21 protein-coding genes are annotated in these 22,216 nt (G+C 54.9%); 11 read left to right on the top strand and 10 right to left on the bottom strand.

The window, feature by feature from the left end:
* The first annotated feature begins 109 nt into the window (after positions 1–109).
* On the top strand, positions 110–1,765 hold the full coding sequence (locus BMY49_RS00630) for a methyl-accepting chemotaxis protein (RefSeq protein ID WP_089674487.1): 1,656 nt from the start codon (positions 110–112) through the stop codon (positions 1,763–1,765).
* Here BMY49_RS00630 and rarD read toward each other — a convergent pair.
* Positions 1,739–2,644, bottom strand: coding sequence for an EamA family transporter RarD (gene rarD, locus BMY49_RS00625; RefSeq protein WP_054645079.1), 906 nt, complete (start codon positions 2,642–2,644; stop codon positions 1,739–1,741). The two genes, BMY49_RS00630 and rarD, sit on opposite strands and share 27 nt — an antisense overlap.
* 72 nt (positions 2,645–2,716) lie before the next feature.
* On the opposite strand from rarD, the gene BMY49_RS00620 reads away from it, so the two are divergent.
* Positions 2,717–3,532: an amidohydrolase gene (locus BMY49_RS00620; RefSeq protein WP_058577907.1), complete on the top strand. Its 816-nt coding sequence runs from the start codon at positions 2,717–2,719 to the stop codon at positions 3,530–3,532.
* Positions 3,532–4,236 carry a pseudouridine synthase gene (locus BMY49_RS00615; RefSeq protein WP_062361152.1) on the top strand — a complete coding sequence of 235 codons (705 nt, stop codon included), beginning with the start codon at positions 3,532–3,534 and terminating at the stop codon, positions 4,234–4,236. Before BMY49_RS00620 ends, BMY49_RS00615 begins: the two co-directional genes overlap by 1 nt.
* Before the next feature lie 115 nt (positions 4,237–4,351).
* Here BMY49_RS00615 and BMY49_RS00610 read toward each other — a convergent pair whose 3' ends face one another.
* From BMY49_RS00610 to gloB, 6 genes are all read right to left on the bottom strand, one after another.
* Positions 4,352–5,944: an ABC transporter ATP-binding protein gene (locus BMY49_RS00610; RefSeq protein WP_062361154.1), complete on the bottom strand. Its 1,593-nt coding sequence runs from the start codon at positions 5,942–5,944 to the stop codon at positions 4,352–4,354.
* The gene (locus BMY49_RS00605) at positions 5,937–7,025 is read right to left on the bottom strand and encodes an ABC transporter permease (protein ID WP_044629154.1); all 1,089 of its coding nucleotides are present in this window, start codon (positions 7,023–7,025) and stop codon (positions 5,937–5,939) included. The genes BMY49_RS00610 and BMY49_RS00605 overlap by 8 nt, the downstream gene beginning before the upstream one ends.
* A gap of 1 nt (position 7,026) precedes the next feature.
* Positions 7,027–8,100 (bottom strand): microcin C ABC transporter permease YejB, encoded by a 1,074-nt coding sequence (locus BMY49_RS00600; RefSeq protein ID WP_062361156.1) that lies wholly within the window; start codon positions 8,098–8,100, stop codon positions 7,027–7,029.
* Positions 8,101–8,180: 80 nt separating this feature from the next.
* Complete coding sequence (locus BMY49_RS00595; protein WP_062361158.1) at positions 8,181–10,052, bottom strand: extracellular solute-binding protein; 1,872 nt, start codon at positions 10,050–10,052, stop codon at positions 8,181–8,183.
* Between the two features lie 92 nt (positions 10,053–10,144).
* A complete protein-coding gene (locus BMY49_RS00590) occupies positions 10,145–11,371 on the bottom strand; it encodes a transglycosylase SLT domain-containing protein (RefSeq protein ID WP_054641121.1) in 1,227 nt (408 codons plus the stop codon).
* 30 nt (positions 11,372–11,401) lie between these two features.
* On the bottom strand, positions 11,402–12,169 hold the full coding sequence (gene gloB, locus BMY49_RS00585; RefSeq protein WP_089674484.1) for a hydroxyacylglutathione hydrolase: 768 nt from the start codon (positions 12,167–12,169) through the stop codon (positions 11,402–11,404).
* Positions 12,170–12,331: 162 nt separating this feature from the next.
* Between gloB and BMY49_RS00580 the strand changes: the two genes are divergently transcribed.
* Genes BMY49_RS00580 through nudC form a run of 4 tightly spaced genes read left to right on the top strand, consistent with a single transcriptional unit; the run spans position 12,332 to position 15,107 of the window.
* The gene (locus BMY49_RS00580; protein ID WP_044629149.1) at positions 12,332–13,132 is read left to right on the top strand and encodes a class I SAM-dependent methyltransferase; all 801 of its coding nucleotides are present in this window, start codon (positions 12,332–12,334) and stop codon (positions 13,130–13,132) included.
* Entirely contained in the window at positions 13,125–13,610 is a 486-nt protein-coding gene (gene rnhA, locus BMY49_RS00575) for a ribonuclease HI (RefSeq protein WP_044629148.1), read from the top strand. Before BMY49_RS00580 ends, rnhA begins: the two co-directional genes overlap by 8 nt.
* Positions 13,592–14,341, top strand: a complete 750-nt coding sequence (dnaQ, locus tag BMY49_RS00570) for a DNA polymerase III subunit epsilon (protein ID WP_089674482.1) — start codon at positions 13,592–13,594, stop codon at positions 14,339–14,341. Before rnhA ends, dnaQ begins: the two co-directional genes overlap by 19 nt.
* The gene (gene nudC, locus BMY49_RS00565; protein WP_054645081.1) at positions 14,334–15,107 is read left to right on the top strand and encodes an NAD(+) diphosphatase; all 774 of its coding nucleotides are present in this window, start codon (positions 14,334–14,336) and stop codon (positions 15,105–15,107) included. Before dnaQ ends, nudC begins: the two co-directional genes overlap by 8 nt.
* A gap of 8 nt (positions 15,108–15,115) precedes the next feature.
* Here nudC and BMY49_RS00560 read toward each other — a convergent pair whose 3' ends face one another.
* The gene (locus BMY49_RS00560; RefSeq protein WP_054641124.1) at positions 15,116–15,427 is read right to left on the bottom strand and encodes an SCP2 sterol-binding domain-containing protein; all 312 of its coding nucleotides are present in this window, start codon (positions 15,425–15,427) and stop codon (positions 15,116–15,118) included.
* Positions 15,428–15,597: 170 nt separating this feature from the next.
* Here BMY49_RS00560 and sohB point away from each other — a divergent pair, with 170 nt between their 5' ends.
* The gene (gene sohB / locus BMY49_RS00555) at positions 15,598–16,647 is read left to right on the top strand and encodes a protease SohB (RefSeq protein ID WP_074210568.1); all 1,050 of its coding nucleotides are present in this window, start codon (positions 15,598–15,600) and stop codon (positions 16,645–16,647) included.
* 48 nt (positions 16,648–16,695) lie between these two features.
* Here sohB and BMY49_RS00550 read toward each other — a convergent pair whose 3' ends face one another.
* The gene (locus BMY49_RS00550) at positions 16,696–17,016 is read right to left on the bottom strand and encodes an ArsR/SmtB family transcription factor (protein ID WP_089674480.1); all 321 of its coding nucleotides are present in this window, start codon (positions 17,014–17,016) and stop codon (positions 16,696–16,698) included.
* Between the two features lie 266 nt (positions 17,017–17,282).
* Here BMY49_RS00550 and BMY49_RS00545 point away from each other — a divergent pair, with 266 nt between their 5' ends.
* From BMY49_RS00545 to BMY49_RS00535, 3 genes are all read left to right on the top strand, one after another.
* A complete protein-coding gene (locus BMY49_RS00545) occupies positions 17,283–19,235 on the top strand; it encodes a propionyl-CoA synthetase (RefSeq protein WP_089674479.1) in 1,953 nt (650 codons plus the stop codon).
* 186 nt (positions 19,236–19,421) lie between these two features.
* Positions 19,422–20,090: a 7-cyano-7-deazaguanine/7-aminomethyl-7-deazaguanine transporter gene (locus BMY49_RS00540; protein ID WP_044629142.1), complete on the top strand. Its 669-nt coding sequence runs from the start codon at positions 19,422–19,424 to the stop codon at positions 20,088–20,090.
* Positions 20,091–20,106: 16 nt separating this feature from the next.
* On the top strand, positions 20,107–20,910 hold the full coding sequence (locus tag BMY49_RS00535; protein ID WP_089674477.1) for an alpha/beta fold hydrolase: 804 nt from the start codon (positions 20,107–20,109) through the stop codon (positions 20,908–20,910).
* 14 nt (positions 20,911–20,924) lie between these two features.
* On the opposite strand, the gene BMY49_RS00530 is transcribed toward BMY49_RS00535, so the two are convergent.
* Positions 20,925–22,082 (bottom strand): ABC transporter substrate-binding protein, encoded by a 1,158-nt coding sequence (locus BMY49_RS00530; protein ID WP_074210573.1) that lies wholly within the window; start codon positions 22,080–22,082, stop codon positions 20,925–20,927.
* Positions 22,083–22,216 lie beyond the last annotated feature (134 nt).

The following is a 22,216-nucleotide window of genomic DNA, read 5'->3' as shown; positions in this document are numbered from 1 at the left end:
GTGCTACTTCTTTCATTAGCATAACCCGTTAAGATTACTGAGAAAGAGGGGTCTCCTACATCCCAGCGTTTTCCAACTCAACAACGTCAACTAAAAAAGAGTGCCTCACATGCGACTACTTCGTTGGCTGGTGCCATTGCTACTACTGATAGCCTCTATCGGGCTGGTGTCTCAACCAGGTGCTTGGAAATACCTCGCTGTGTTGTGCGCTTCATTGGGTGGTATGGGGGTGATGGCTGTCGGGTTATATAGTGTTTATAGCGCTGATCAGCACCGGTTGAAGCAATCGGTGCGCGGGCTAAAACCCCTGAGAGACTATGGCTCGCTGCGCGCTATGGCTTACCGGTTAATGAATCGTGCCAGTAGCACGGCCATTGCCTCGGCGGAAGTGTCCCATTACGCTGACTTGATGGCTCAGCGGCTGGGCAAACAGGAGACTATGGCTAGCGAAGCATCCTCCAGTATGAGCGCTATCAATGCTGCCATTATGCAGGTCAGTGCCAGTGCTACCCAGGTGGCTGCCCTTGCCGATAATGCTCAGCAAGCTAGCCATCATAATCACGATGAACTAACTGCTATCATCCATGATATGACCGATGTGGCTGAGCGCTCTAACCAAGCGCTGGATATGCTGACTGCACTCAACGATAAAATTGAGCGTGTGCGCAGCGTCACCTCAATGATTGAAGGCATTGCCGAACAGACCCATCTGCTTTCACTGAATGCCTCCATTGAAGCCGCTCGAGCAGGTGAGCATGGCAGGGGCTTTGCTGTGGTCGCAGGAGAAGTGCGTAACCTCGCTTTGAAGACTTCGACGGCGACGCAAAGCGTTGATGAGCTGGTCAAAGATATGCATCAGAGCGGTCAGAGCGTGGTGGCCACCATGGGGGATTTGATGACGCGGGTTCGCGAACGCTCCCAGGGGATGCAACGAGTAGGCAGCAGCTTAGCCACGATGACCGAAGAGTTTGATCAAGTCCAGCAGGAGATCACCAGCGTTGCCGATGCTATGGCCAGTACTAAAGAACATAGCCAAACGGTGGCCGACAGCCTGAGCCAGTTGGAGGACGATGTAGATGAAGGCAACCGCAACATGCACGAGTTGGCCCTTCAGGCGCGTGCGCTCATGGATGCCGCAGAAGGTGTTGACGGCGAACTGGCGCAGCAGCGTCTACAGGGGCGGCATCAAACCGTCTTTCTGGTTGCCCGCCAAACCGCTGACCGCATCGGTAAACTGTTTGAGAAAGCCATTGCCCGAGGGGAGCTATCAGAAAGAGCGCTGTTCCAACCAGATTATGCGGCCATTAACGGCACTCGCCCCCCGCTTTACCATACCGGGTTCGATTCTTTCACGGATCAGCAGTTGCCCAGCCTTCAGGAGCCGTTACTCAACGAATATGGCTTGAGCTACGCCATTGCTTGTGACCGTAACGGCTACGTGCCTACCCACAATGCTGCTGTAAGCCGCGCGCCAACCGGCGATTATGACCACGATCTAAAGTACTGCCGCAGTAAGCGTATTTTTGATGATCCCACCGGTAGCCGTTGCGGTGCACACGAGAAACCGCTGCTACTGCAAACCTACAAGCGTGATACTGGCGAGATCATGCACGACCTCTCAGTGCCGATTTATATTAATGGCAAGCACTGGGGCGGTTTCCGTGTTGGCTACCCGCCGGAAAAAAACACCGCAACCAGTGTGGCTCATAAAGAGCAGCCAGCGTTACCGACTGCTTCGTCAAACCGCCGCTTGACGCGGGCGTGATTGCCATGAGGACCAGGAGTAGAGCGCAAGACCGGTCCAGATCATCAAGAACGTAGCGAGTTGGATCATGCCCAGGGGCTCACCGAAAATCGTCAAGGCAATTAGGAACTGAATGCTGGGGTTGATATACATTAAGAACCCCAGCGTGGCCAAGCGTAAGCGACGCGCCGCGCCTGCAAAGGCCATCAACGGCAGGGCAGTTAAGACTCCGCTCACGACTAACAGCGCGGACATGGGCGCATCGTGGAGGAAATGTGACTCGCCCTGCCAGCTCATCCAGGTAAGCGCCATTAGCGCCAGCGGGAATAGCAGCAGCGTTTCCACGAAGAGACCTGACAGTCCATCCAGTGGCACTTGCTTACGAAACAGCCCATAGCTGCCGAAGCTAAGAGCAAGCAGCAAGCTAAGCCACGGTAATTCACCCAGCATGATAAATTGAATCGCAATGGCAAGGCTGGCGAGGCCCAGCGCCACAAGCTGTAGCTTCGCCATGACTTCCCGAAGTACTAGCATGCCCAGTGCTACATTCACCAACGGGGTGAGAAAGTAGCCTAAACTGGCTTGCAGCACCTGTTTGCTCTCCACCGCATAGATATAGATGCCCCAGTTAAAGGCGATCAGCAGCGCGCAGGCTAACACTCGGCCCAAGCGCTTAGGCTGCACCAATGCAGCCACGACCGGTGACCAGCGGCCCAACACGCTAATCAGCCCCACCAGGAATAGGCACGACCACAAAATGCGGTGAATCAAGATCTCAAAGGCCGGAACCCCGTCAAAGAGGGCAAAAAACAGCGGGAAACACCCCCACATGGTGTAGGCGGTTAAGCCAAACATGACGCCTTTGACCGCTTCAGGGTCCCGAGGAGCTGATGGAAGCATAGCAGCCTCATTAAGTAAAAATGCTAATCTAGCACACAATTGATAAAGACACCGATGCAAAGGAGACGTGGCATGAGTCAATTAAAAACTAGCCTGGTGCAGTGCGACTTACGCTGGGAAGATCCCCAAGCCAACCACGCGCATTTAGAAGCACTGCTGGGTGATTTAGATAGTCGCGACACTGACCTGATTGTACTGCCAGAGATGTTTGCCACCGGTTTCACGATGAGTTCCCGGGAAATGGCGCAGCCCATGAAAGAGAGCCAAAGCGTTGCCTGGCTGCAAACCCAGGCGAAGGCAAGGGGCTGCGTGGTGACCGGCAGCGTCGCCATTGTTGACGACGGCCAGTACTACAACCGTATGGTGTGGGCAACGCCAACGGGAGAAGTGAGCTACTACGACAAACGCCACCTGTTTCGCATGGCCGGGGAGCATGAACGCTATGGCATGGGGAAGCAGCGCCACATCGTAGAACTCAACGGTTTTAAGCTGCAGCTTAGTGTGTGTTACGACCTGCGTTTCCCCGTATGGATGCGCCAGCAGCCAGCAGAGGGCGAGCATTTCGAGTATGATGCCATCCTGTGCGTGGCTAATTGGCCCGCTCCTCGGCGGCATCCGTGGCGTACCTTGCTACAGGCGCGCGCGGTGGAAAACCTCGCCTACGTGGTGGGTGTTAACCGCGTGGGTGAAGATGCCAAGGGGCTGGCCTATAGTGGCGACTCCATGCTGGTCGATTTTAAAGGCGAACCGCTGATCGACCATCCTGCCCATACTCCGTTTATTGAAACGGGGACGCTAGATAAAACGGACCTAGATGCCTTTCGTGAAAAATTTCCTGCCTGGCAAGATGCCGACCGCTTTTCGTTGCTGCCAGGAGTGGGGCAATAATGCGCCTTGATCGTTTTTTAAGTGAGACCACACCACTAACCCGCAGCCTCGCAAAACGGGCGCTCAAAAACGGTGAAGTGACGCTCAACGGCGAGCCGATCAAGCAGGCGGCCACCCAGGTAGATACTGAAAATGACGAAGTGAAGCTCAACGGCGAACGGCTCGCCCTAGTGGGGCTTCGCTACGTGATGATGCATAAACCGGTGGATGTGGAGTGTACCGCTCGCCGGGGTCTCTACCCGCGGGTAATCGACATTATCGACTTACCTAAAGTGGAGCGGCTGCAGCCAGTAGGGCGGCTAGATGTGGATACCACGGGCCTACTGTTACTGACCGATGATGGTCAATGGTCGCACCGAGTGACCTCGCCACGCCACCGCTGTGCCAAAGTCTATATAGCGGAGTTGGCTGAGCCGATGGAAGGCGAGGCCGCCCAGCAGGCGATAGAACAGGTGGCTGAGGGTATCTTACTGGAAGGTGAGGAAACGCCTACCCAGCCCGCCACGCTGCGTTTTATCACCTCGCAACAAGCGGAACTCACCATTACCGAAGGGCGTTACCATCAGGTGAAGCGCATGTTTGCCGCTTTAGGCAACCACGTTAACGCGCTACATCGCCGCTCGATTGGTGATGTATTGCTGCCCGATGACCTTGCTCCTGGCGAATGGCGGGAGCTTACTCCGGAAGAGATCGCCAGCTTTTAAGCGACCTTTTTCCGTTGAGATACCGCAATGGACTAGATGTCCATTGCGGTATCTTGTTTTGACTAAAGGCTGCAGAACATCCGGAAAATTGCTTAAACAAAAAGTTAAGCAGGCACTAGTGCAAGTGCGCAGCTTCGATGAGTGCTTTGGTATAGGCGTGTTGAGGGGTAGCAAGTACGTCCAAGCAGTTGCCTTGTTCGACCACTTCGCCATCTTTTAGCACCATGACCCGATGCGCCATCGCCCGTACCACGGCAAGGTCGTGGCTGATAAACAGATAGCTAAGCTGGCGGCGGGCTTGCAGTTCGCGCAGCAGCACAACCAGCTGCTTTTGCACGGTGCGGTCAAGCGCTGACGTGGGTTCATCTAGCACCAGCAGTTCCGGCTCTAAAATAATCACTCGGGCTACGGCAATGCGTTGGCGCTGTCCGCCGGAAAACTCGTGAGGGTAGCGGGCCGCACAGCTTTCCGGTAAGCCGACTTCCCACAAGGTGCGGTGTACCCGTTCGGCCACTTCCGCATCGCTAAGCTTTGGATAGTGAAAGCGCAAGCCTTCACTGACAATATCGAATACCGGCATCCGCGGTGAAAGGGCGCCGTAGGGGTCTTGAAACACCATCTGCAGCCGGTGGCGTTGGCGGCGGAGCGCATCCCCCGAGAGCTGGCTGAGCGGTGTATCGCCAAGCTGCACCTCACCCTGGCTGGCGACCAAACGCATAATCGCCGAGGCGAGTGTCGTTTTACCGGACCCCGACTCTCCAACAATGCCCAGGGTTTCACCGGGGGCAATAGTCAGGTTGGTGGCCTTTAACGCCTCAAAGGCGGGAGGCTGGCGCTGAAACAGCCCCGTTTTAGGCCGCTTAAAGCTTACCCGCAGTTGCTGTGTTGTCAGCAGAGGCGTTGTGTTTGTGGGTTCTGCAGGGCGGCCTTCGGGTTCGGCGGCAATCAGTGCTTTGGTGTAATCGCTTTGTGGGTTGCTAAACACCTCGGTAACGCTGCCGGTTTCCTGCACCTTGCCCTGATACATCACGCAGACGCGGTCGGCGTGGCGGCGTACCAGGTTTAAGTCATGGCTAATCAGCAGTACGCCCATGCCGTGCTGGTCGCGCAGCTCTTTAAGCAGCGCGAGAATCTCCTGCTGCACGGTGACATCAAGTGCGGTGGTGGGCTCATCGGCAATCAGTAGGGCTGGGTTGTTGGCAATGGCCATGGCAATCATCACCCGCTGGCGCTGCCCGCCGGAGAGTTGGTGGGGCCAGGCATCCAGTAGCTCTTCAGGACGGGGTAGTTTGACTTGTTCAAGCAGTGTTTTTGCCCGGCGGCGGGCTGCTTGGCCGCTCAAGCCTTGGTGTAGCCGCAGCGTTTCGCTAATCTGTTTGCCAATGCGGTGCAGCGGGTTAAGCGAGGTCATCGGCTCCTGAAAAATGAACCCAACACGATTGCCACGAATGCCGTTCCAGTCGCGCTTGTTTAGCCGCGTCAGGTCGGTCTCTTCCAGCCAGCGCTGACCGCGCACTTCCGCATTGCTTGGCAGTAGGTCGATGGCCCCTAGTGCGGAAACCGACTTACCCGAGCCGGACTCCCCGACAATGGCCAGTGTTTCGCCAGCGTTAACCGTTAGCGAAAGAGCGTCCACGACCACATTGCCATCAAAAGATACCGTTAACTCTTTAAGACGCAGTAACGGTTTGGTAGTGGGTTCAGACATGGGGCGTTTCCTGAGCAGAATTTTCCTGGACAGAGATAGGGCGCTGTTTAACATGGCGTGGGTCGAAGGCGTCGCGTAGGCCTTCGCCAATAAATACCAGCAGGGAAAGCATGATCGCCAGGGTCATAAAGGCGGTGATCCCTAACCAAGGGGCGTGCAGGTTATTTTTGCCCTGAGCGGCTAGCTCGCCCAGCGATGGAGCGCCCGGTGGCAACCCAAAGCCGAGGAAGTCCAGTGCGGTTAACGTGCCGATGGCACCAGTGAACAGAAAGGGAATAAACGTCAGCGTGGCGACCATGGCATTAGGCAGTACGTGTCGCCACATAATCAGCCGTGAAGGAAGCCCCATGGCTTTGGCGGCGCGAACGTACTCCAGGTTGCGGGCCCGCAAAAACTCGGCACGAACAATATCCACAAGCCCCAGCCAGGAGAAAAGCAGCATGATACCCAGCAGCCACCAGAAGCCAGGCTGTACAAAGCTGGCCAAAATAATCAATAAAAACAACACCGGCAGGCCTGACCAAATCTCGGTGACTCGCTGGCCAATGAGGTCCACCTTGCCGCCGAAGTAGCCCTGTACCCCGCCAGCAAAAACGCCAATCACCAATGACCCAGCGGTGAGCACTAGCGCAAATGCTACGGATAGCCTGAACCCATAAATCACCCGCGCCAGTACGTCGCGGCCCTGGTCGTCGGTGCCCAGCCAGTGGCGGCTATCCGGCGGCGCAGGCGAGGGTTGCGTCATCTGCATATCCAGGGTTTGATAGGAGAACGGAATGATCGGCCAGAGCGCCCAGCCGTGGTCGCTGATCTGCTGCTGGATAAACGGGTCCAGGTAATCGGCACGGGTAGGGAGGAAACCTCCGAACTCGGTTTCTGGATAATCCACCAGCAGCGGCACGTACCACTGGCCGTCATACTGCATCACAATCGGTTTGTCGTTGGCGACCAGCTCGGCAAACAGGCTGATGATAAACAGGATGCCAAAGAGCCACAGCGAGATACGTGCACGGCGGTTAGCTTTAAACGCCGCCAGTCGGCGCAAGGTAATAGGCGAGAGGCGTGAGGTAAGAACGTGCATATTAAGACTCCCTCGACGCGAAATCGATACGCGGATCAACCCACACATAGGTTAAGTCCGAGATCAGTTTGAGCAGCAGCCCGATGACGGTATAGAGAAACAGCGTACCGAAGATTACCGGATAGTCACGCTGCATGACCGCTTCAAAGCCCAGCAGGCCCAGCCCATCCAGGGAGAAAATCACCTCGATCAGCAGCGCGCCGGTAAAGAAAATACCGATCATTGCCGAGGGCAGGCCCGCGATAATAATTAGCATGGCATTGCGAAAGACGTGCCCATACAGCACGCGCTGCTCATCGGCGCCTTTGGCTCGGGCAGTGAGTACATACTGCTTATGGATTTCATCCAGAAAGCTATTTTTTGTTAGCATGGTGAGGGTGGCGAAGCTGCCAATGGCCGCCGAGATAACCGGCAGGGTGATGTGCCAGAAGTAGTCTTTCACTTTGCCCCAAGCGGATAGCTCGTCAAAATCCGGCGAGGTCAGCCCGCGTAGCGGGAACCAGTCCAGGTAGGTGCCGCCAGCAAATAGTACTATTAGTAGAATGGCGAACAGAAAACCAGGAATCGCATACCCGACAATGACCAGCCCCGATGTCCATACGTCGAAGCGTGAACCGTGGCGCAGGGCTTTACGAATGCCTAACGGAATGGAAATCACATAGACCAGCAGGGTGGTCCATAAACCGAGGGAGATCGACACCGGCAGCCGCTCGATCATCAGGTCAATCACCGGCCTGTCTCTAAAAAAGCTGGTGCCGAAATCGAAGGTGAGATAGTCCGCCATCATGCCGATGAAGCGTTCATGGGCAGGCTTATCAAAGCCAAACTGCTGCTCCAACTGTTCGATAAAGCGCGGGTCGATACCGCGCGCGCCGCGGGAGTCATCGTTGACCTGTACATCGGCACCGCCCATATCTAGCCGTGTGCTGGCCATGGCGTTAGCGCCTTCAAAACGCGCCAGCATTTGGTCAATCGGCCCACCGGGGGCGGCTTGCACAATCATGAAGTTAAGCAGCATGATCCCGAACAGAGTCGGGATCATTAGTAGCAGTCGGCGTAGGGTATAACGTGCCACAGTGCACTCCACGAAATGATGTAAACAGGCTATTGTTGTGAGCGATTGTGATAAACGAAGGTCAGCCGCAACGACAAACGCTAGCGGCGACGATTACGTCGCTGCAGCGCTGCTTCACGTTCGCTATCTACCCACCAGGCATCTAAATCCATGGCGTAGGCGGGAAATGGTTCTGGGTAACCAAACTTATCCCATACTGCAATGCGTGTCTCGCCGGAGTGGTAGTGGGGGATCACATAAAAGCCCCAGCGCAGCACCCTATCAAGGGCGCGGGTAGCGGTATCCAGCGACTCGCGGTCTTCTGCCCGAATGATCTCTTCCACCAGGGCATCAACGGCGGGGTGGGCCAGTGCCATGCGGTTACGGCTTTGCGGCGCTTCGGCGGCGGCGCTGGTCCAGTAGTCCCGCTGTTCGTTACCGGGGTTATTGGATTGCGGGAAGTGGCTGATCACTATGTCGTAGTCATAATCCCGTACGCGGTTAAGGTACTGGTTGATATCGACAATGCGTAGGGAAGTCTGGATACCCAAGCGCGCCATGTTCCGCAGCATGGGCTGCACAACGCGCTCTAAGCCTGAGTCGTAAAGCAGTACCTCCAGCGAGAGTGGGCGGCCTTCGGCATTAACCAGTACGCCATCATCGACGCGGTAACCCGCTTCACGCAGAAGCTCAAGCGCTAGCCTTAAGCGTTCACGAAGCTCCACCGGATGCTCAATGGGGAGTGGATCAGTGAAAAGTCGCTCTGACTGATGAGATGCCAGCAGCTCATCACGAAACGGTTCGAGCAACGCCAGTTCAGCCTCGGAGGGTTCGCCGATGGCTTCCATTTCCGAGTTTTGGAAGAAGCTCTCCGTGCGAGCGTAGGTGTTATAGAAAATATTGGTGTTTAACCAGGGGAAGTCGAACGTCAGGCTCAAGGCTTCACGCACCCGTGGGTCTTGAAATTTCTCTTCGCGGAGGTTGAAGACAAACGCCTGCATCATCGACGGGTTTACATCAGGAACGGTGATGCGCTTAATCAGGCCATCTTGGTAGGCGGGAAAGTTGTAGCCAATGGCCCAGGTGGCTGCGCGGGCATCGATACGAAAATCTGTTAACCCGGCTTTGAACGCTTCCCAGGCGATATCCCGGTCCCGATAGTATTCGTATACCACGCGGTCGATGTTGTAACGCCCAACATTGACCGGCAGATCTTTTCCCCAATAGTTGTCGTCGCGCTCATATACAATGCGGCGTCCAGGGTCTACCTCGCTAATTCGGTAAGGGCCAGAGCCAGGATGTGCAGCAAGAGTGGGCGCGCTAAAGTCGCGGGGCTCCCAGTAGTGGCGGGGCAGAATGGGTAGCTGTGCCACAATCAGCGGCAGTTCTCGTGACTCGGTATCGTTAAATTCGAAACGTACTTGGTGTTCGTTGAGGGCGATGACTTGCTCTACACCTGCGTAATAGCTGGCATAGAAAGGGTTACCCTGTTCACGTAGCAAATCAAATGAGAACACCACATCGTAAGCGGTGACCGGTTCACCATCCTGAAAGCGGGCTTCTTCACGCAGGTCGAATTCAATCCAGCGGCGCTCAGGATCTAGGCGCACGCCTTTCGCTAGTAAGCCATAAAGGCTAAACGGCTCATTGGGGTTGCTGGCCATCAGCGTGTCATAAATTTGAGAAATGCCGGTGGCGGGCGTTCCGCGAATAATAAAAGGATTGGTGGAATCGAAGCTACCGCCTACGGCGGTGTGTGTAATGGAGCCGCCTTTGGGAGCTTGCGGATTAACGTGGGGAAAGTAGGCGAAATCTTCCGGCAATTCCGGGCTATCGTAAAGCGATAGCCCATGCACCGTTTCAACAGCAGTAGTGGTGGTGTCAACGGTCTCATCTGAAGCAGATAGCGACAAACTCAGCAGCAAGCCGCTTATTAGCAAAAGCGTTTTAGTGAACATCACACCACGTGGCATTGGCAACTTCCTGTAGTAACAAAACCTAGGTGAACACCTTGCAAAGCCTTAATTCTAAACTATTGATCTGATGCGTTAGTAGCCAGAGAGTGTTAACGACCAGAGAGCGACAGCAGCTGTCCTGGCTGCAGTGCTTCCGGGCGATCTATAGCATTCCACCTGATTAAGTCTTGCTGATCAAGATTATACTGCGCGGCGATAGCAGAAAGATTATCGCCTCTTTCAACGCGATGCACGGAAGGCGTGCTGGCTGAGGCCAGCGCAGTATCGTCTGACTGCGAAAGCTGAGCTAATACCTGAGTATCAACTTCTTCAGGCACTAGAAGCGTCTGTGCACTGCGTGGGTCGAGGCTGCCATTCAGCAGGCCAGGATTTAGCTCGGCCAGCGCGGATTGGCTGACATCTAATAGCTGGGAGGCTTGGGCTAAGCTCACCGGCTGTTCCAGTTGAACTTTCGCAAACGCGGGGTCTGGATGGATATCCGGCAGGCTGACACCGTACTTCTCGGGATCATTAATAATCGTCGCAATTGCCTTGAGCTTAGGTACGTACTGCATGGTTTCGTGGGGGAGGGAAAGATCCCAGTATTTGCCATCCAACCCTTGGCTCTGTGCTTGGCGCTGAGCCCGGTTCACGGTGCCAGCGCCAGCATTGTAAGCCGCCAGTGATAGCATCAGGTCGCCTTCGTACCACTGATCTGCCTGCATCTCTAGATAATCTAGCGCGGCTTCTGTCGAAGTCACAACATCCAAACGGCCATCATAGTTGCCGTTACGCACCAGCCCTAAGGCATCGCCGGTGCCTGGCATAAACTGCCACAGGCCAGCAGCACCTAAGTGACTGCGCGCACTGGGGTCGAACGAGCTTTCAACGAAAGGAATCAGGGCAATTTCGCCGGGCAGACCGCGGTCGCTGACCTGCTGCGCAATCCAGGCAAGCCAAGGGGTGGCGCGCTCGGTAATAGCCGCGATGTTATGCGGGCTGGAGCGGTAGTACTCAATCCACTCATCGACTCTAGCCTGAGCATCGGCAGGCAATTTTTTTTCCTGCCATTGGAAGCTTGAGCGTAGTGAACTCCAGGCATCCTGGGGTTCAAGAACAAGGGCTTCCCAGAAGTGGTGATGCAACGCAGTAGGCTGAAAACGATTGGCATTTTTCTGGTTGCCGTCGTCCATCGATGCGTCATTAGCAGTGGTATAGGTGCGGTTTGTGTCAGTGGCAGAGGCTTGAGAGTTTGCCGCTGCGGCCAGAAAAAGGCCCATTATTACGGTACTGCCAGCGCTTAACAGTAAGCGCTGGCGAATCGTTCGATAGGTCATAGTTTGGTTCGTTTCTATTCGATAGCGTTCTTAAAAACGGTTCTTCCACTCCCGTAGAGTGGTGAACGTGGCGAGGTCATCATCGTTTGCCCCCTGAGAGCCTGCCGCTTGGCGCACGCTATCGGTGCCCACGCGCAGGTAGGGGTTGATTTTCAGCTCGCGTCCTATCGTGCTGGGTAAAGTAGGCCGGTCTAACATCCGTGCCTTCTCACACTCCTGCAGTGCATGCGTAACAGCATCATTATCAGGGTCGGCAGCACGTGCAAACGTCAGGTTCGCCTGCGTGTATTCATGTGCTGCAAAGACCAGGGTATCTTCAGGTAGTTCCGCAAAGCGGTTCAATGAAGTAAACATCTGCTCTGGGGTGCCTTCAAACAAGCGTCCGCAACCGGCGCAAAATAGCGTGTCGCCGCAGAAAAGCAGGCCAGGAATACCCGGCGTAAAGTAGCTAATGTGATCAAGCGTATGGCCAGGAGTGGCCATAACTTCAAACAGGCGCCCCATAATGCGTACTTGGTCCCCTTCGCCCACTCGCTCATCAATTCCTTTGATGCTGGGGTTGTCAGGACCAATCACACGGGGTGAATAGCGCTTGGCTAGCGCATCTAGTCCGCCAGTGTGGTCCTGATGATGATGAGTAATCAGAATGGTATCCAGAGTGAGCGATTCACGCTCGAGGAACTCGATGACAGGCGCGGCTTCACCGGGGTCCACCACGCAAACACTTTGACTGGTATCCTGTCTTAATAGCCAAATATAGTTATCGCTTAGGGCAGGAATCGGTGTCACGCTCATCATGGGCGAGATCCTTTGAAATTCAAAATAAGTAATCGGTGAAATAAAGTAATAGTAGTGACCGTAACTGGATAAGTGGACACTAAAATTCAATATTTAACTGGGCGCGAGTGTACTGGCGCCAACGTCGCTAAAAGTCAGTTACTTTGGAGGGAAGCGCTGTTCATGTCAAATTCGTCGATGGCACCGATGCTCGCTCAGCGGATGGCTCAGAGCCAGGCGTACTGGCAAACAGAGGCGGGCCGAGCTTTGTGGGAAACTCAACGAGCTTGTTTAGGGCCGCTGGTAGAGGGGCGCAAAGGCGGGCATAGCTTAGAGATGAGCATGGGACCTGCGTTAATGACGATGTCAGCCATTCCTCACATGATTCGCTGGGCACCCACTCGCGCCCTTGCTGTATCTTCATCAAGCCTAGTGTGCCCGCCAGGCCAGCTGGCACTGCCAGACCGCTGCATCGACACCATGGTGTTACACCACTGGCTAGAGCATGTCCCTGATGCCCACTATACCCTTCAGGAGGCTGCGCGGGTGACGGCAGATAACGGCGTTTTGGTGCTGTTTGGCTTTAATCCTATCAGCGTTAGTGGGATTACACAGCGCTGGCGTAAGAAACAGGCTCAGTTTCCATGGAACGGGCGATGGCGAAGCGCTAACCGGCTGCGCGATTGGCTGGCGTTTGTCGACTTTGAGGTGGAGCGCGTAGACTATTACTGTTTTCGTGGCCTAGTGAACGCTAAGTGTGGCGAACCTTGGGAAGCTTGGGGGAGAAGGCACAACCTCCCTCTTGGTGAAGGCTACATGATCCAGGCGCAGCGGCGTCAACGTCACGCCCCCATTCAACGCGTTAAATTTGGCTTACGTGCGCCTGTGTCATCATCAACCCTAGGTGCGACTCGAACCGGCGCTTCGGCGCGCTACCAGTTATCAGAGCAATGTCGTCAAAAAAAGGACAGCGAGCGTGAGTAAGCAAGAAGCCGAGGGGCTGCCTCAGGTTACGGTATATACCGACGGGGCGTGTCGAGGCAATCCTGGCCCAGGTGGCTGGGGGGTAGTGTTAGAAAGCGGCCCCCATCAAAAAACGTTGAAAGGCTATGAAGCCGAGACAACCAACAATCGCATGGAGTTAATGGCGGCGATCATGGCGCTGCGCACCTTGAACAAGCCATGTTGTGTCGCGCTATGGACCGATTCGCAATATGTACGCCAGGGCATTACCCAGTGGATTCATAACTGGATTAAACGCGGTTGGAAAACGGCGGCCAAACAGCCCGTCAAAAATGCTGAGCTGTGGAAGACCCTTCACGAAGAAACCCAGCGCCACCAGGTTGAGTGGCACTGGGTAAAAGGGCACAACGGCCATCCCGGTAATGAGCGCGCAGATGAATTGGCTAACGAAGCCATCGATGAACATCAGAGGAGAGCGGCATGCGCCAAGTCATCCTAGATACGGAAACCACCGGCATTGACCCCAAAGATGGTCACCGGCTGGTAGAGATCGGTGCCGTAGAGATGATCAATCGACGGTTTACCGGGCGCACCTATCACCAATACATCAACCCAGAGCGCCACATCGACGCGGAAGTGGTCGCGGTACATGGCATTGACGATGCCAAAGTGGCTAATGAACCGGTCTTTGCCGAGATCGCAGATGATTTCTGGGCGTTTATTGAAGGGGCCGAGCTGGTTATCCATAACGCGCCTTTTGATGTCGGCTTTATTGACCATGAGCTAGGCATGCTCAATAAGCGCCGCCAGGCACCCGCGTTAGGCCCGGTGCGAGATCACTGCCGTATTCTGGATACGCTAGTCATGGCACGGGAGATGCACCCAGGCCAGCGTAATAGCCTGGATGCGCTGTGTAAGCGGTACGATATTGATAATGGTCACCGGGTACTTCACGGAGCACTGTTAGACGCCGAAATCCTGGCTGATGTCTACCTAGCAATGACGGGGGGACAAACGGCGCTTACGCTAGATGCCGACAGCGGTGGCGAAAAAAATCAGCAAAACCAGGCTAATGAAGGACTGTCGGTGCAGCGACTGTCGTTAACACCCGGCCAGTTACGGGTAGTGCGCCCAAGCGATGAAGAGCGTGCTGCCCATCAAGCTAAGTGCGAAGCGCACCAGTTGCGCTGGTTTCAAGAATCGTTAGACGGTACAGCTGCCGATGCTTAAACGTGAGATTCCCCATCATGCTAGAGAAGGGCGGGTGATCCGCGTTTCTCGTAGCCATATTGCGCCAGCGCCATTAACCGGAGAGCTAAGCCCGCTCCAGCCGTTTCAGCCCTGGAACGAACACATGCAGCCGCTGTGCTACTGGCACGATGAGCCCGTGGCGCTGCTGGTGGAGAATAAGCCGGGCGATGACTGGATTGACGGACGCCAGTGGCTAGGGGAACTGCCTGCCTCCTGGTTTGGTCTGCTCTCGACTGCATTACAGGTCGGTGCTTGGCTAGAGAACCACCGGTTTTGTGGCCGCTGTGGTGAAAAGGCCACCAAGCTTGAAGCAGAGTTTGCGATGCACTGTTATGCCTGCGGACATCGCAACTACCCGCGTATTTCGCCCTGTATCATCACCCTGGTAACCAGTGGTGAAGCAATGCTGCTTGCCCGTAGTCCGCGTTTTCCACCCGGGCGTTACTCTACGTTGGCTGGATTTATTGAGCCTGGAGAGTCAGCGGAGGAGGCCGTGCATCGCGAGATATTTGAAGAAGTAGGAGTGCACGTCGACCAGTTGCGTTACCACCACAGTCAGGCGTGGCCTTTTCCGCATTCGCTGATGTTTGGCTTTTTTGCCGAAGCCACCACGCGGCGCATCAGAATTGATGGCGTGGAAATTAGCGACGCCGCGTGGTTTTCGCCGCGGCAGTTACCGTCGCTGCCGCCGCCTTACTCTATTTCGCGAGACTTGATCGAAACTCACTTGGCCAAGTGGCGCTAATGCTGGGCTTACTGGCTGGGAAACAGGCTAGTAAGCTTGGTTGCCAGCATCACGTTACCGGTGGCTTTCAGCTTGCCGGTCATAAAGGCTGTCATGCCGTTAATGTCACCGTTCATAATCCCTTTTAGTGTGTCGGTGCTCATGCTTAGACTGACCGACGGATCATCGTGTTCGCCTTCGTGTACCCCGAGTGTGCCGTCCTGAATATCCAGATAGTGGCTACCGGCGTCAGAAAAATGAAACTGGAAAACCTCGTTCATACCTTTTGCAGCCTCTGGGTTAAAGCGGGACTGCAACTTTTCAAGCGTAGTGGATGACATAGGTAAGTTCCTAAGCGTTAATGGGAAACATCAGGTAATGCCTAAGACGAGACTATTTCAAACATTTGTTTTAATCAAGCCTCGTGTGCAACGTATGTAGAGTATGCGTGCCAGATAGTAAAAAAAGGTAATTGTTTTAAACGTTTAAACACCGTAATAGGAGAGTGACAATGGCTGAATGGCTCGCAGAAATGGGCACATTCTTACTGCAAACAACCCTGGTAATGTTGGCGGCTGGCCTGCTGGTTTTACTGGTGCCGCGTGGTAAAGAGAGCAACGAACATGGCCTAAAACTGCATGTTGAATCTCTGAATGATCAGCGCCGAGCGCGTAACCGGCGGTTACGTGTCACCACAACTGCCCAGGGGGCGCGTAAAAAACTGGTTAAAGCGTTTCGCCACGAAGAGAAAGCTCGGCAAAAGGCGGCCAAGAAAGACAAGAGCGAGGCCCAAAACGCCCAACAAAAAGTATGGGTGCTGGATTTCCATGGCGATATTAAAGCCTCGCAAGCCGAGCAATTCGCCCAAGAGGTATCGGCGGTGATTGAGGTGGCCAGCACTGATAATGAAGTCATTGTGCGTTTGGAATCAGCAGGTGGTCTGGTACACGCCTATGGCTTAGCCGCTGCTCAATTGGACCGGCTGCGAGAGGCGGGGCTCACCACCACGGTATGCATCGACAAAGTGGCCGCCAGCGGTGGATACATGATGGCCTGTACCGCCAGCCACATTAAAGCCGCCCCGTTTGCGGTGATTGGCTCTATTGGCGTGGTCGCCCAGGTGCCCAATATTCATCGCCTTCTCAAACGCAACGATATCGATGTTGAGCTACTTACTGCCGGTAAATATAAGCGCACGTTGACCGTACTTGGGGAAAACACCCAAGAAGGGCGTGAGAAATTTATCGATGACCTAGAAAACACCCACCACCTATTTAAAACTTACGTGGCTAAGCACCGGCCCGACATGGATATTGAAAAACTTGCCACCGGAGAGATTTGGTACGGCAGTGAAGCGTTAGAGCAGAAGCTGGTGGATAGCGTGGGAACCAGCGAGGCCTATTTAGTAGAGCGTATCGCCCAAGCCCAGGTGTATCGTGTGAAGCTAGAGCCGCCGAAAACCATTAGCCGCAAAGTCGGGCTAGCGATATCGGCGGGCGTGGAGCATGCCATGGTGAAGGCTCTGGGCGTGATCGACGCGGCGGGCTGGCAACGTCGTTAGATTCGCTTGAACAGCGAGTGCTAAGTAGCCAAGACTGAGTGCCCAATACTAGGCAGCATAGTGTTGCGCCAGGGTGTTAATAATTGCCTTGGCGCTTTCGCTGCTGAGTGAATAATAGATGGTTTGAGACTCCCGCCGCGTATTGACCAACTGGTCGCGACGCAAAATCGCCAAGTGCTGAGAAAGCGCCGACTGGCTCAATGAAAGCTGCTGATTAATTTGCGTTACCGACAGCTCTTTTTCTGCCAACAAACACAGGATCTGTAGGCGTTTTTCATTCGCCAACGCTTTGAGCAGGTTAGCGCCTGCCTCAATGGCATGACAGTTATGTTCCAGAAGACGTGCAGCGGCGCTAGTAGAAGCAGACATGAGGATCTCCTTGCCTACACTGTAGTGACAGCGTTGTTATAGATTATGTAGCCATCGTCGCGTCGCGAGGATTGGGTTGTTTAATGATCAGTAATTTAGCGGTTTTTGTCCAAATATGGGTTTAACGCTCTATCAATGGTAGTGAGGGCTTTTTTGTCGACAATGTCTGCGTTTGGCTACGGCTTTGGTCGCGTTTTATCCCATAGTATGAGGGTGAAATTGATGGTTACTTTATAAAGTGTCAACAATTCATCTTTGCTTCGAAGATGCTTATCAACCGACACAATAATCACAAGGTCACCATGAGCCTCTATCAGCGCACCTACCAGCACTCTATTGAGCATCCTGAGACTTTCTGGGCCGAGCAGGCCAAAAAGCTGCCTTGGTACACGCCGCCTAGCACCATCCTTACCTATGACGACCAGCAGCACGCTCGCTGGTTTGGCGATGGCGAACTGAATATTTGCTATGCCGCCATTGACTACCACGTTGAGCAAGGGCGCGGTGATCAACCCGCCATTTATTGGGACTCACCGGTTACTCAATCCAAGCAAACCATTAACTACCTTGAGCTACGCGACCGGGTGGCGCGGTTTGCTGGCGGTCTTGCCAAGCTGGGGGTAACCAAAGGCGACCGTGTCATTATTTATATGCCCATGGTGCCTGAGGCATTGATTGCCATGTACGCCTGCGCCCGTTTAGGCGCGGTGCACTCGGTAGTGTTTGGCGGCTTTGCGCCCCACGAGCTGGCAGCTCGCATTGAAGATGCCGAACCGAAAGTAGTGATTGCTGCTTCCTGTGGAGTCGAAGTTGATAAAGTGCTGCCCTATAAGCCCATTGTCGAAAAAGCTATCTCGCTGAGCAGCTTCAAGCCAGATGCTTGCGTGGTATTTCAGCGCGCAGCGCATCGTGCAGAGTTACAACCCAGCGATGTGGACTGGCACGAGCTGGTGGCGGATGCTCCCTTTGTGGATTGCGTACCCGTGAAAGCCACCGACCCGCTGTATGTGCTCTATACCTCCGGCACTACTGGCAAGCCCAAAGGCGTGGTGCGAGACACTGGCGGCTATGCGGTCGCCTTGGCCTATTCGATGGAAGTGATTTACGACCTTAATCCAGGCGATGTGATGTTTACCGCCTCGGATGTGGGTTGGGTCGTGGGGCACTCGTATATTGTTTACGCACCGCTACTGCGTGGCTGTACCACCGTGGTATACGAAGGTAAGCCCGTGAAAACACCAGACGCGGGTGCATTTTGGCGCTTGATTGAAGAGTACAAAGTGAAGAGCTTCTTTACAGCTCCCACAGCGTTCCGGGCGATGAAAAAAGAGGACCCTGACGCCAAGCAGTTGGAAAAGTACGATATCAGCAGCCTGCAGCACTTATATGTTGCTGGTGAGCGCTTAGATCCACCGACTTTTCATTGGTTGGATGACCTGCTCGATGTGCCGGTCATCGACCACTGGTGGCAAACTGAAACCGGCTGGCCGATTGCCGCCAACTTGCCGGGCATTGAAGCAGCGGCCACTAAGGCGGGCTCTGCCACTTACCCGGTGCCCGGCTTCAACGTGCAGATTCTTGACCGCGACGGCGAACAGGCGCCCGCCATGCAACAGGGCAGCGTCGTCATCAAGCAGCCGATGCCGCCGGGGTGTTTGGTGGGTGTATGGCGTGATCCGCAGCGCTTTCACAGTGCCTACATGGCCGCTTACCCTGGCTATTACCTAACCGGCGACGGCGGCTACTTTGATGAGGAGGGCTACCTGTTCATCATGGGGCGCACCGATGATGTGATTAACGTAGCGGGTCATCGCCTTTCTACCGGTGAGATGGAAGAAGTAGTGGGCGCGCATCCGGCAGTGGCGGAATGTGCGGTAATCGGTATTCATGATGAACTAAAAGGGCAGCTACCAGTGGGGCTAGTGATTCCCAAAGATGGCTTTAATGGCGACGAAGCAACCTTGGAAGCAGAACTGATTGAGCGCATGCGTGAACATATCGGCCCCATCGCCTGTTTTAAGCAGGTGCTGATAGTGAACCGGTTGCCCAAAACCCGCTCGGGCAAGATACTGCGCAAACTGCTGCGCAATATCGCCGATGGAAAATCCTTCGGCATTCCCTCTACCATTGATGACCCCACCAGTTTGGAAGATGTGCATGCAGCGATGCGTGAACGCAAGGTGGGTGCTGCCGATCAAGCAACCTCCACCGATAGCTAAGCATCTTCTCTGCCACGCTCAAACCACGCACAAAGCCGCCCAACCCCATGGGCGGCTTTGTGCGTTCAATTTTATGCTTTTTTTTATTACCGTGAGGAACGCGTATAATGCGCGCCCCAGTGGCGCTCAACGCGCTTTTTCGAGGGTTCCCTAACCCCTCTATCAACCAAAAAAAGGCCAATCTGTATGTTTGCTTTAACCGACGCTCAGCATCGCCGTTGTCTCATGGTAATGGTCGCCTTCCATATCGCCATCATTGCTGCCAGTAACTATCTGGTGCAGCTACCGTTTACGCTGTTTGGGTTTCATACCACCTGGGGCGCGTTCAGCTTTCCGTTTATCTTTCTAGCCACCGACTTAACGGTGCGCCTATTTGGTAAAGGGCCAGCCCGCACGATTATCCTACGCGTGATGTTTCCGGCGCTGTTGGTGTCTTACGTGGTGTCAGTGATCTTCCCACGCGGCAGCTTTGCCGGCATTGAGGCACTCGGCGAGTGGAACCTGTTTGTTGCCCGCATTGCAGTTGCCAGCTTCCTTGCTTACGTATTGGGGCAACTGCTCGATGTGCAGGTGTTTGACCGCCTGCGCCAGTGGGCGTGGTGGGTCGCACCTGTGTGCTCGACCATTCTGGGCAATCTTGCCGATACGTTTGCCTTCTTTGCCACCGCCTTCTATAACAGTCCTGACCCCTTTATGGCTCAGCACTGGGTAGAAATTGCTGCCGTTGACTACGCCATTAAGCTGGGCATTAGCCTGCTGTTCTTCCTGCCCCTCTATGGCCTGCTGCTCGCATGGCTAACGCGTCGTTTGGTGGTATGGACAGGGCAGGACGATGCTGCGCCGCGAACCGCTTAACCGATAAGGAAATAGCATGACCGACAATGTCCCCGTGGATCTTTACGCGATTGACCTGCCTGCTGACGCCGACACGGATAGACAGCCGCTGGTCGTGATTCATGGCTTGCTCGGCAGTGCCGATAATTGGCGCTCGCATTTGAAAGTATGGCAGCGCAAGCGCCGGGTAGTGGCGGTGGACCTGCGTAATCACGGACGCTCCCCGCACGCAGAAGGCATGAGCTATAGCGCCATGAGCCAGGATGTGCTGGCAGCGTTAGATAAGCTGGGTATTGAGCAAGCGCATATTTTAGGCCACTCCATGGGCGGCAAGGTAGCCATTACGCTGGCGCGCCAAGCGCCGCAGCGTTGCCTATCGCTCATGGTGGCTGATATTGCCCCGGTGGCCTATCAGCACGGCCATGACGATGTGTTTGCTGCCCTGGAGCAAGTACGAAAAGGCAAGCCAACCAATCGCCGCGAAGCAGACGCTTTGCTGGCAGAACACGTCGATTCTCGCCCCACACGGCTATTCTTGGCGACTAACTTGGTGCGTGACGAGAATGGCGTGATGGGCGTGCGGGTTGGTCTGGATGAAATCCAACGCGGCTACGAGGCCATTATCGGTGAGCCCGATGGTGATTCCCCGTTTGAAGGCGCGACGCTGGTACTGCGCGGTGCCAATTCCCACTACGTGAGCGACGATATGCTGCCAGCGCTGCGTGAAGTGCTGCCTCGGGCGCGGCTGGTCACCCTCAAAAACGCTGGCCACTGGCTGCATGCCGACCAGCCTGATGCGTTTCAGCAAGCGATCGACGCCTTTATAGCGGCGCAATCGTAATTACGGCGTGCGGGTTAGCGCTCCATCAGTAAGTGGGGGTTCACCGCCAGCCGCGTGACGGGAATTGAATTTTCTGTGACGCCCGCACTCTGCAAGTAGCTTTCAAACGCCGCATAGCGCCGCTCGTCTAGTGCCGCAGGGCTTAACGCAACGCGGCGGAGCAGGTCATCCCACGCCTCTTGATTGATGGGGTTATCCAGTACGGGGTGTGTTGTGACCAGCAGCGTCCAGGCTTCTTCAGGGTGCTCAATCATCCAGTTGCTGGCCTCTTCCAGAGCGATTAGCACCCGCGACCAGGTGGTGGCCTGACGAGCAACGGAGTCGCTATTGGCTAATAGAATCAGCCCATCGTGGCGCGGGATATCGATGTCGCTGTAGCGCACGGTATGAGTGACGATGCCATCGGAGGCGAGCTGCTGGGGTAGCGTATGAAAAAAACCATCCGCCACGGCGTCGACTCTGCTCGAACGTAGTGCATCGGCGGCATCAAAATGGACGCTTTCAGGCGCAACGAAGTCATCGACTTGGCGCACTGAACGGGGCAGAAGTTGTTCCACTAACACATCACGCCCCTCGCGGGTGGAATAACCGTAGTGTAAATCGGCTAGGGCGTCGGCAACCGCTGCGGGTGCTGGCGCTTCACCTGCCACGATCACTGCATTTAACGGCGTTTCTATCAGCGTGGCGATGCGTGTAATTGGCGCGCCATCGTGGGCATGTAAATGTAGCAGCGGCTGGCGGGTGAGCGCTAAATCAACTTCTCCGGCCGCCAGCAGCTTAATCGCAATGGATGGGTCGGCTGGGGTTAATAGCTCGATTTCAAGCCCTTGGGCAGCAAACAGGGCCCGCTCTTTCGCCACGATGAGGGCGGCATGCTGGGGGCTTAAGTACCAATCTAGCATCAGCGTTAGCTGTTTCAGTGGCGGCGGATCGAGAGGGGGCGGGGGAATCACCGCCATACTGGGCGCTTCTTCAGGTACTTCAGCTGCGCTGTTATCGCCTGCGGGCCACAGCCCTTCAGGAAGCGCTACATCGCTTTCTAAAGAAAGAGGGGCGTCGAGGTTTCCTGAATCACGCTCTTCGTTTGCGTAAGTTGCTGAAAATGAAAATAATAAAAAAAAGAACAATGACAGTGCTAGAAATGAACGTTCACGCCAAAAAGCGTTCAACATAACCTCAACTCCCGATGGTAGGACGGCGGAGTTTAGCTGTCAGGCAAAGCATCTGGCTAGTCCCTTGCATAAACCTAGCGAACACGCTCAGTAAATTCAGCAACGATATGCAATAATAGAACGGCATTAATGTA

The sequence above is a fragment of the Vreelandella aquamarina genome, from assembly GCF_900110265.1.
GTDB lineage: Bacteria > Pseudomonadota > Gammaproteobacteria > Pseudomonadales > Halomonadaceae > Vreelandella > Vreelandella aquamarina.
The sequence above is the reverse complement of the archived record's forward strand: the minus strand, read 5'-3'. Positions and strand labels throughout refer to the sequence as shown.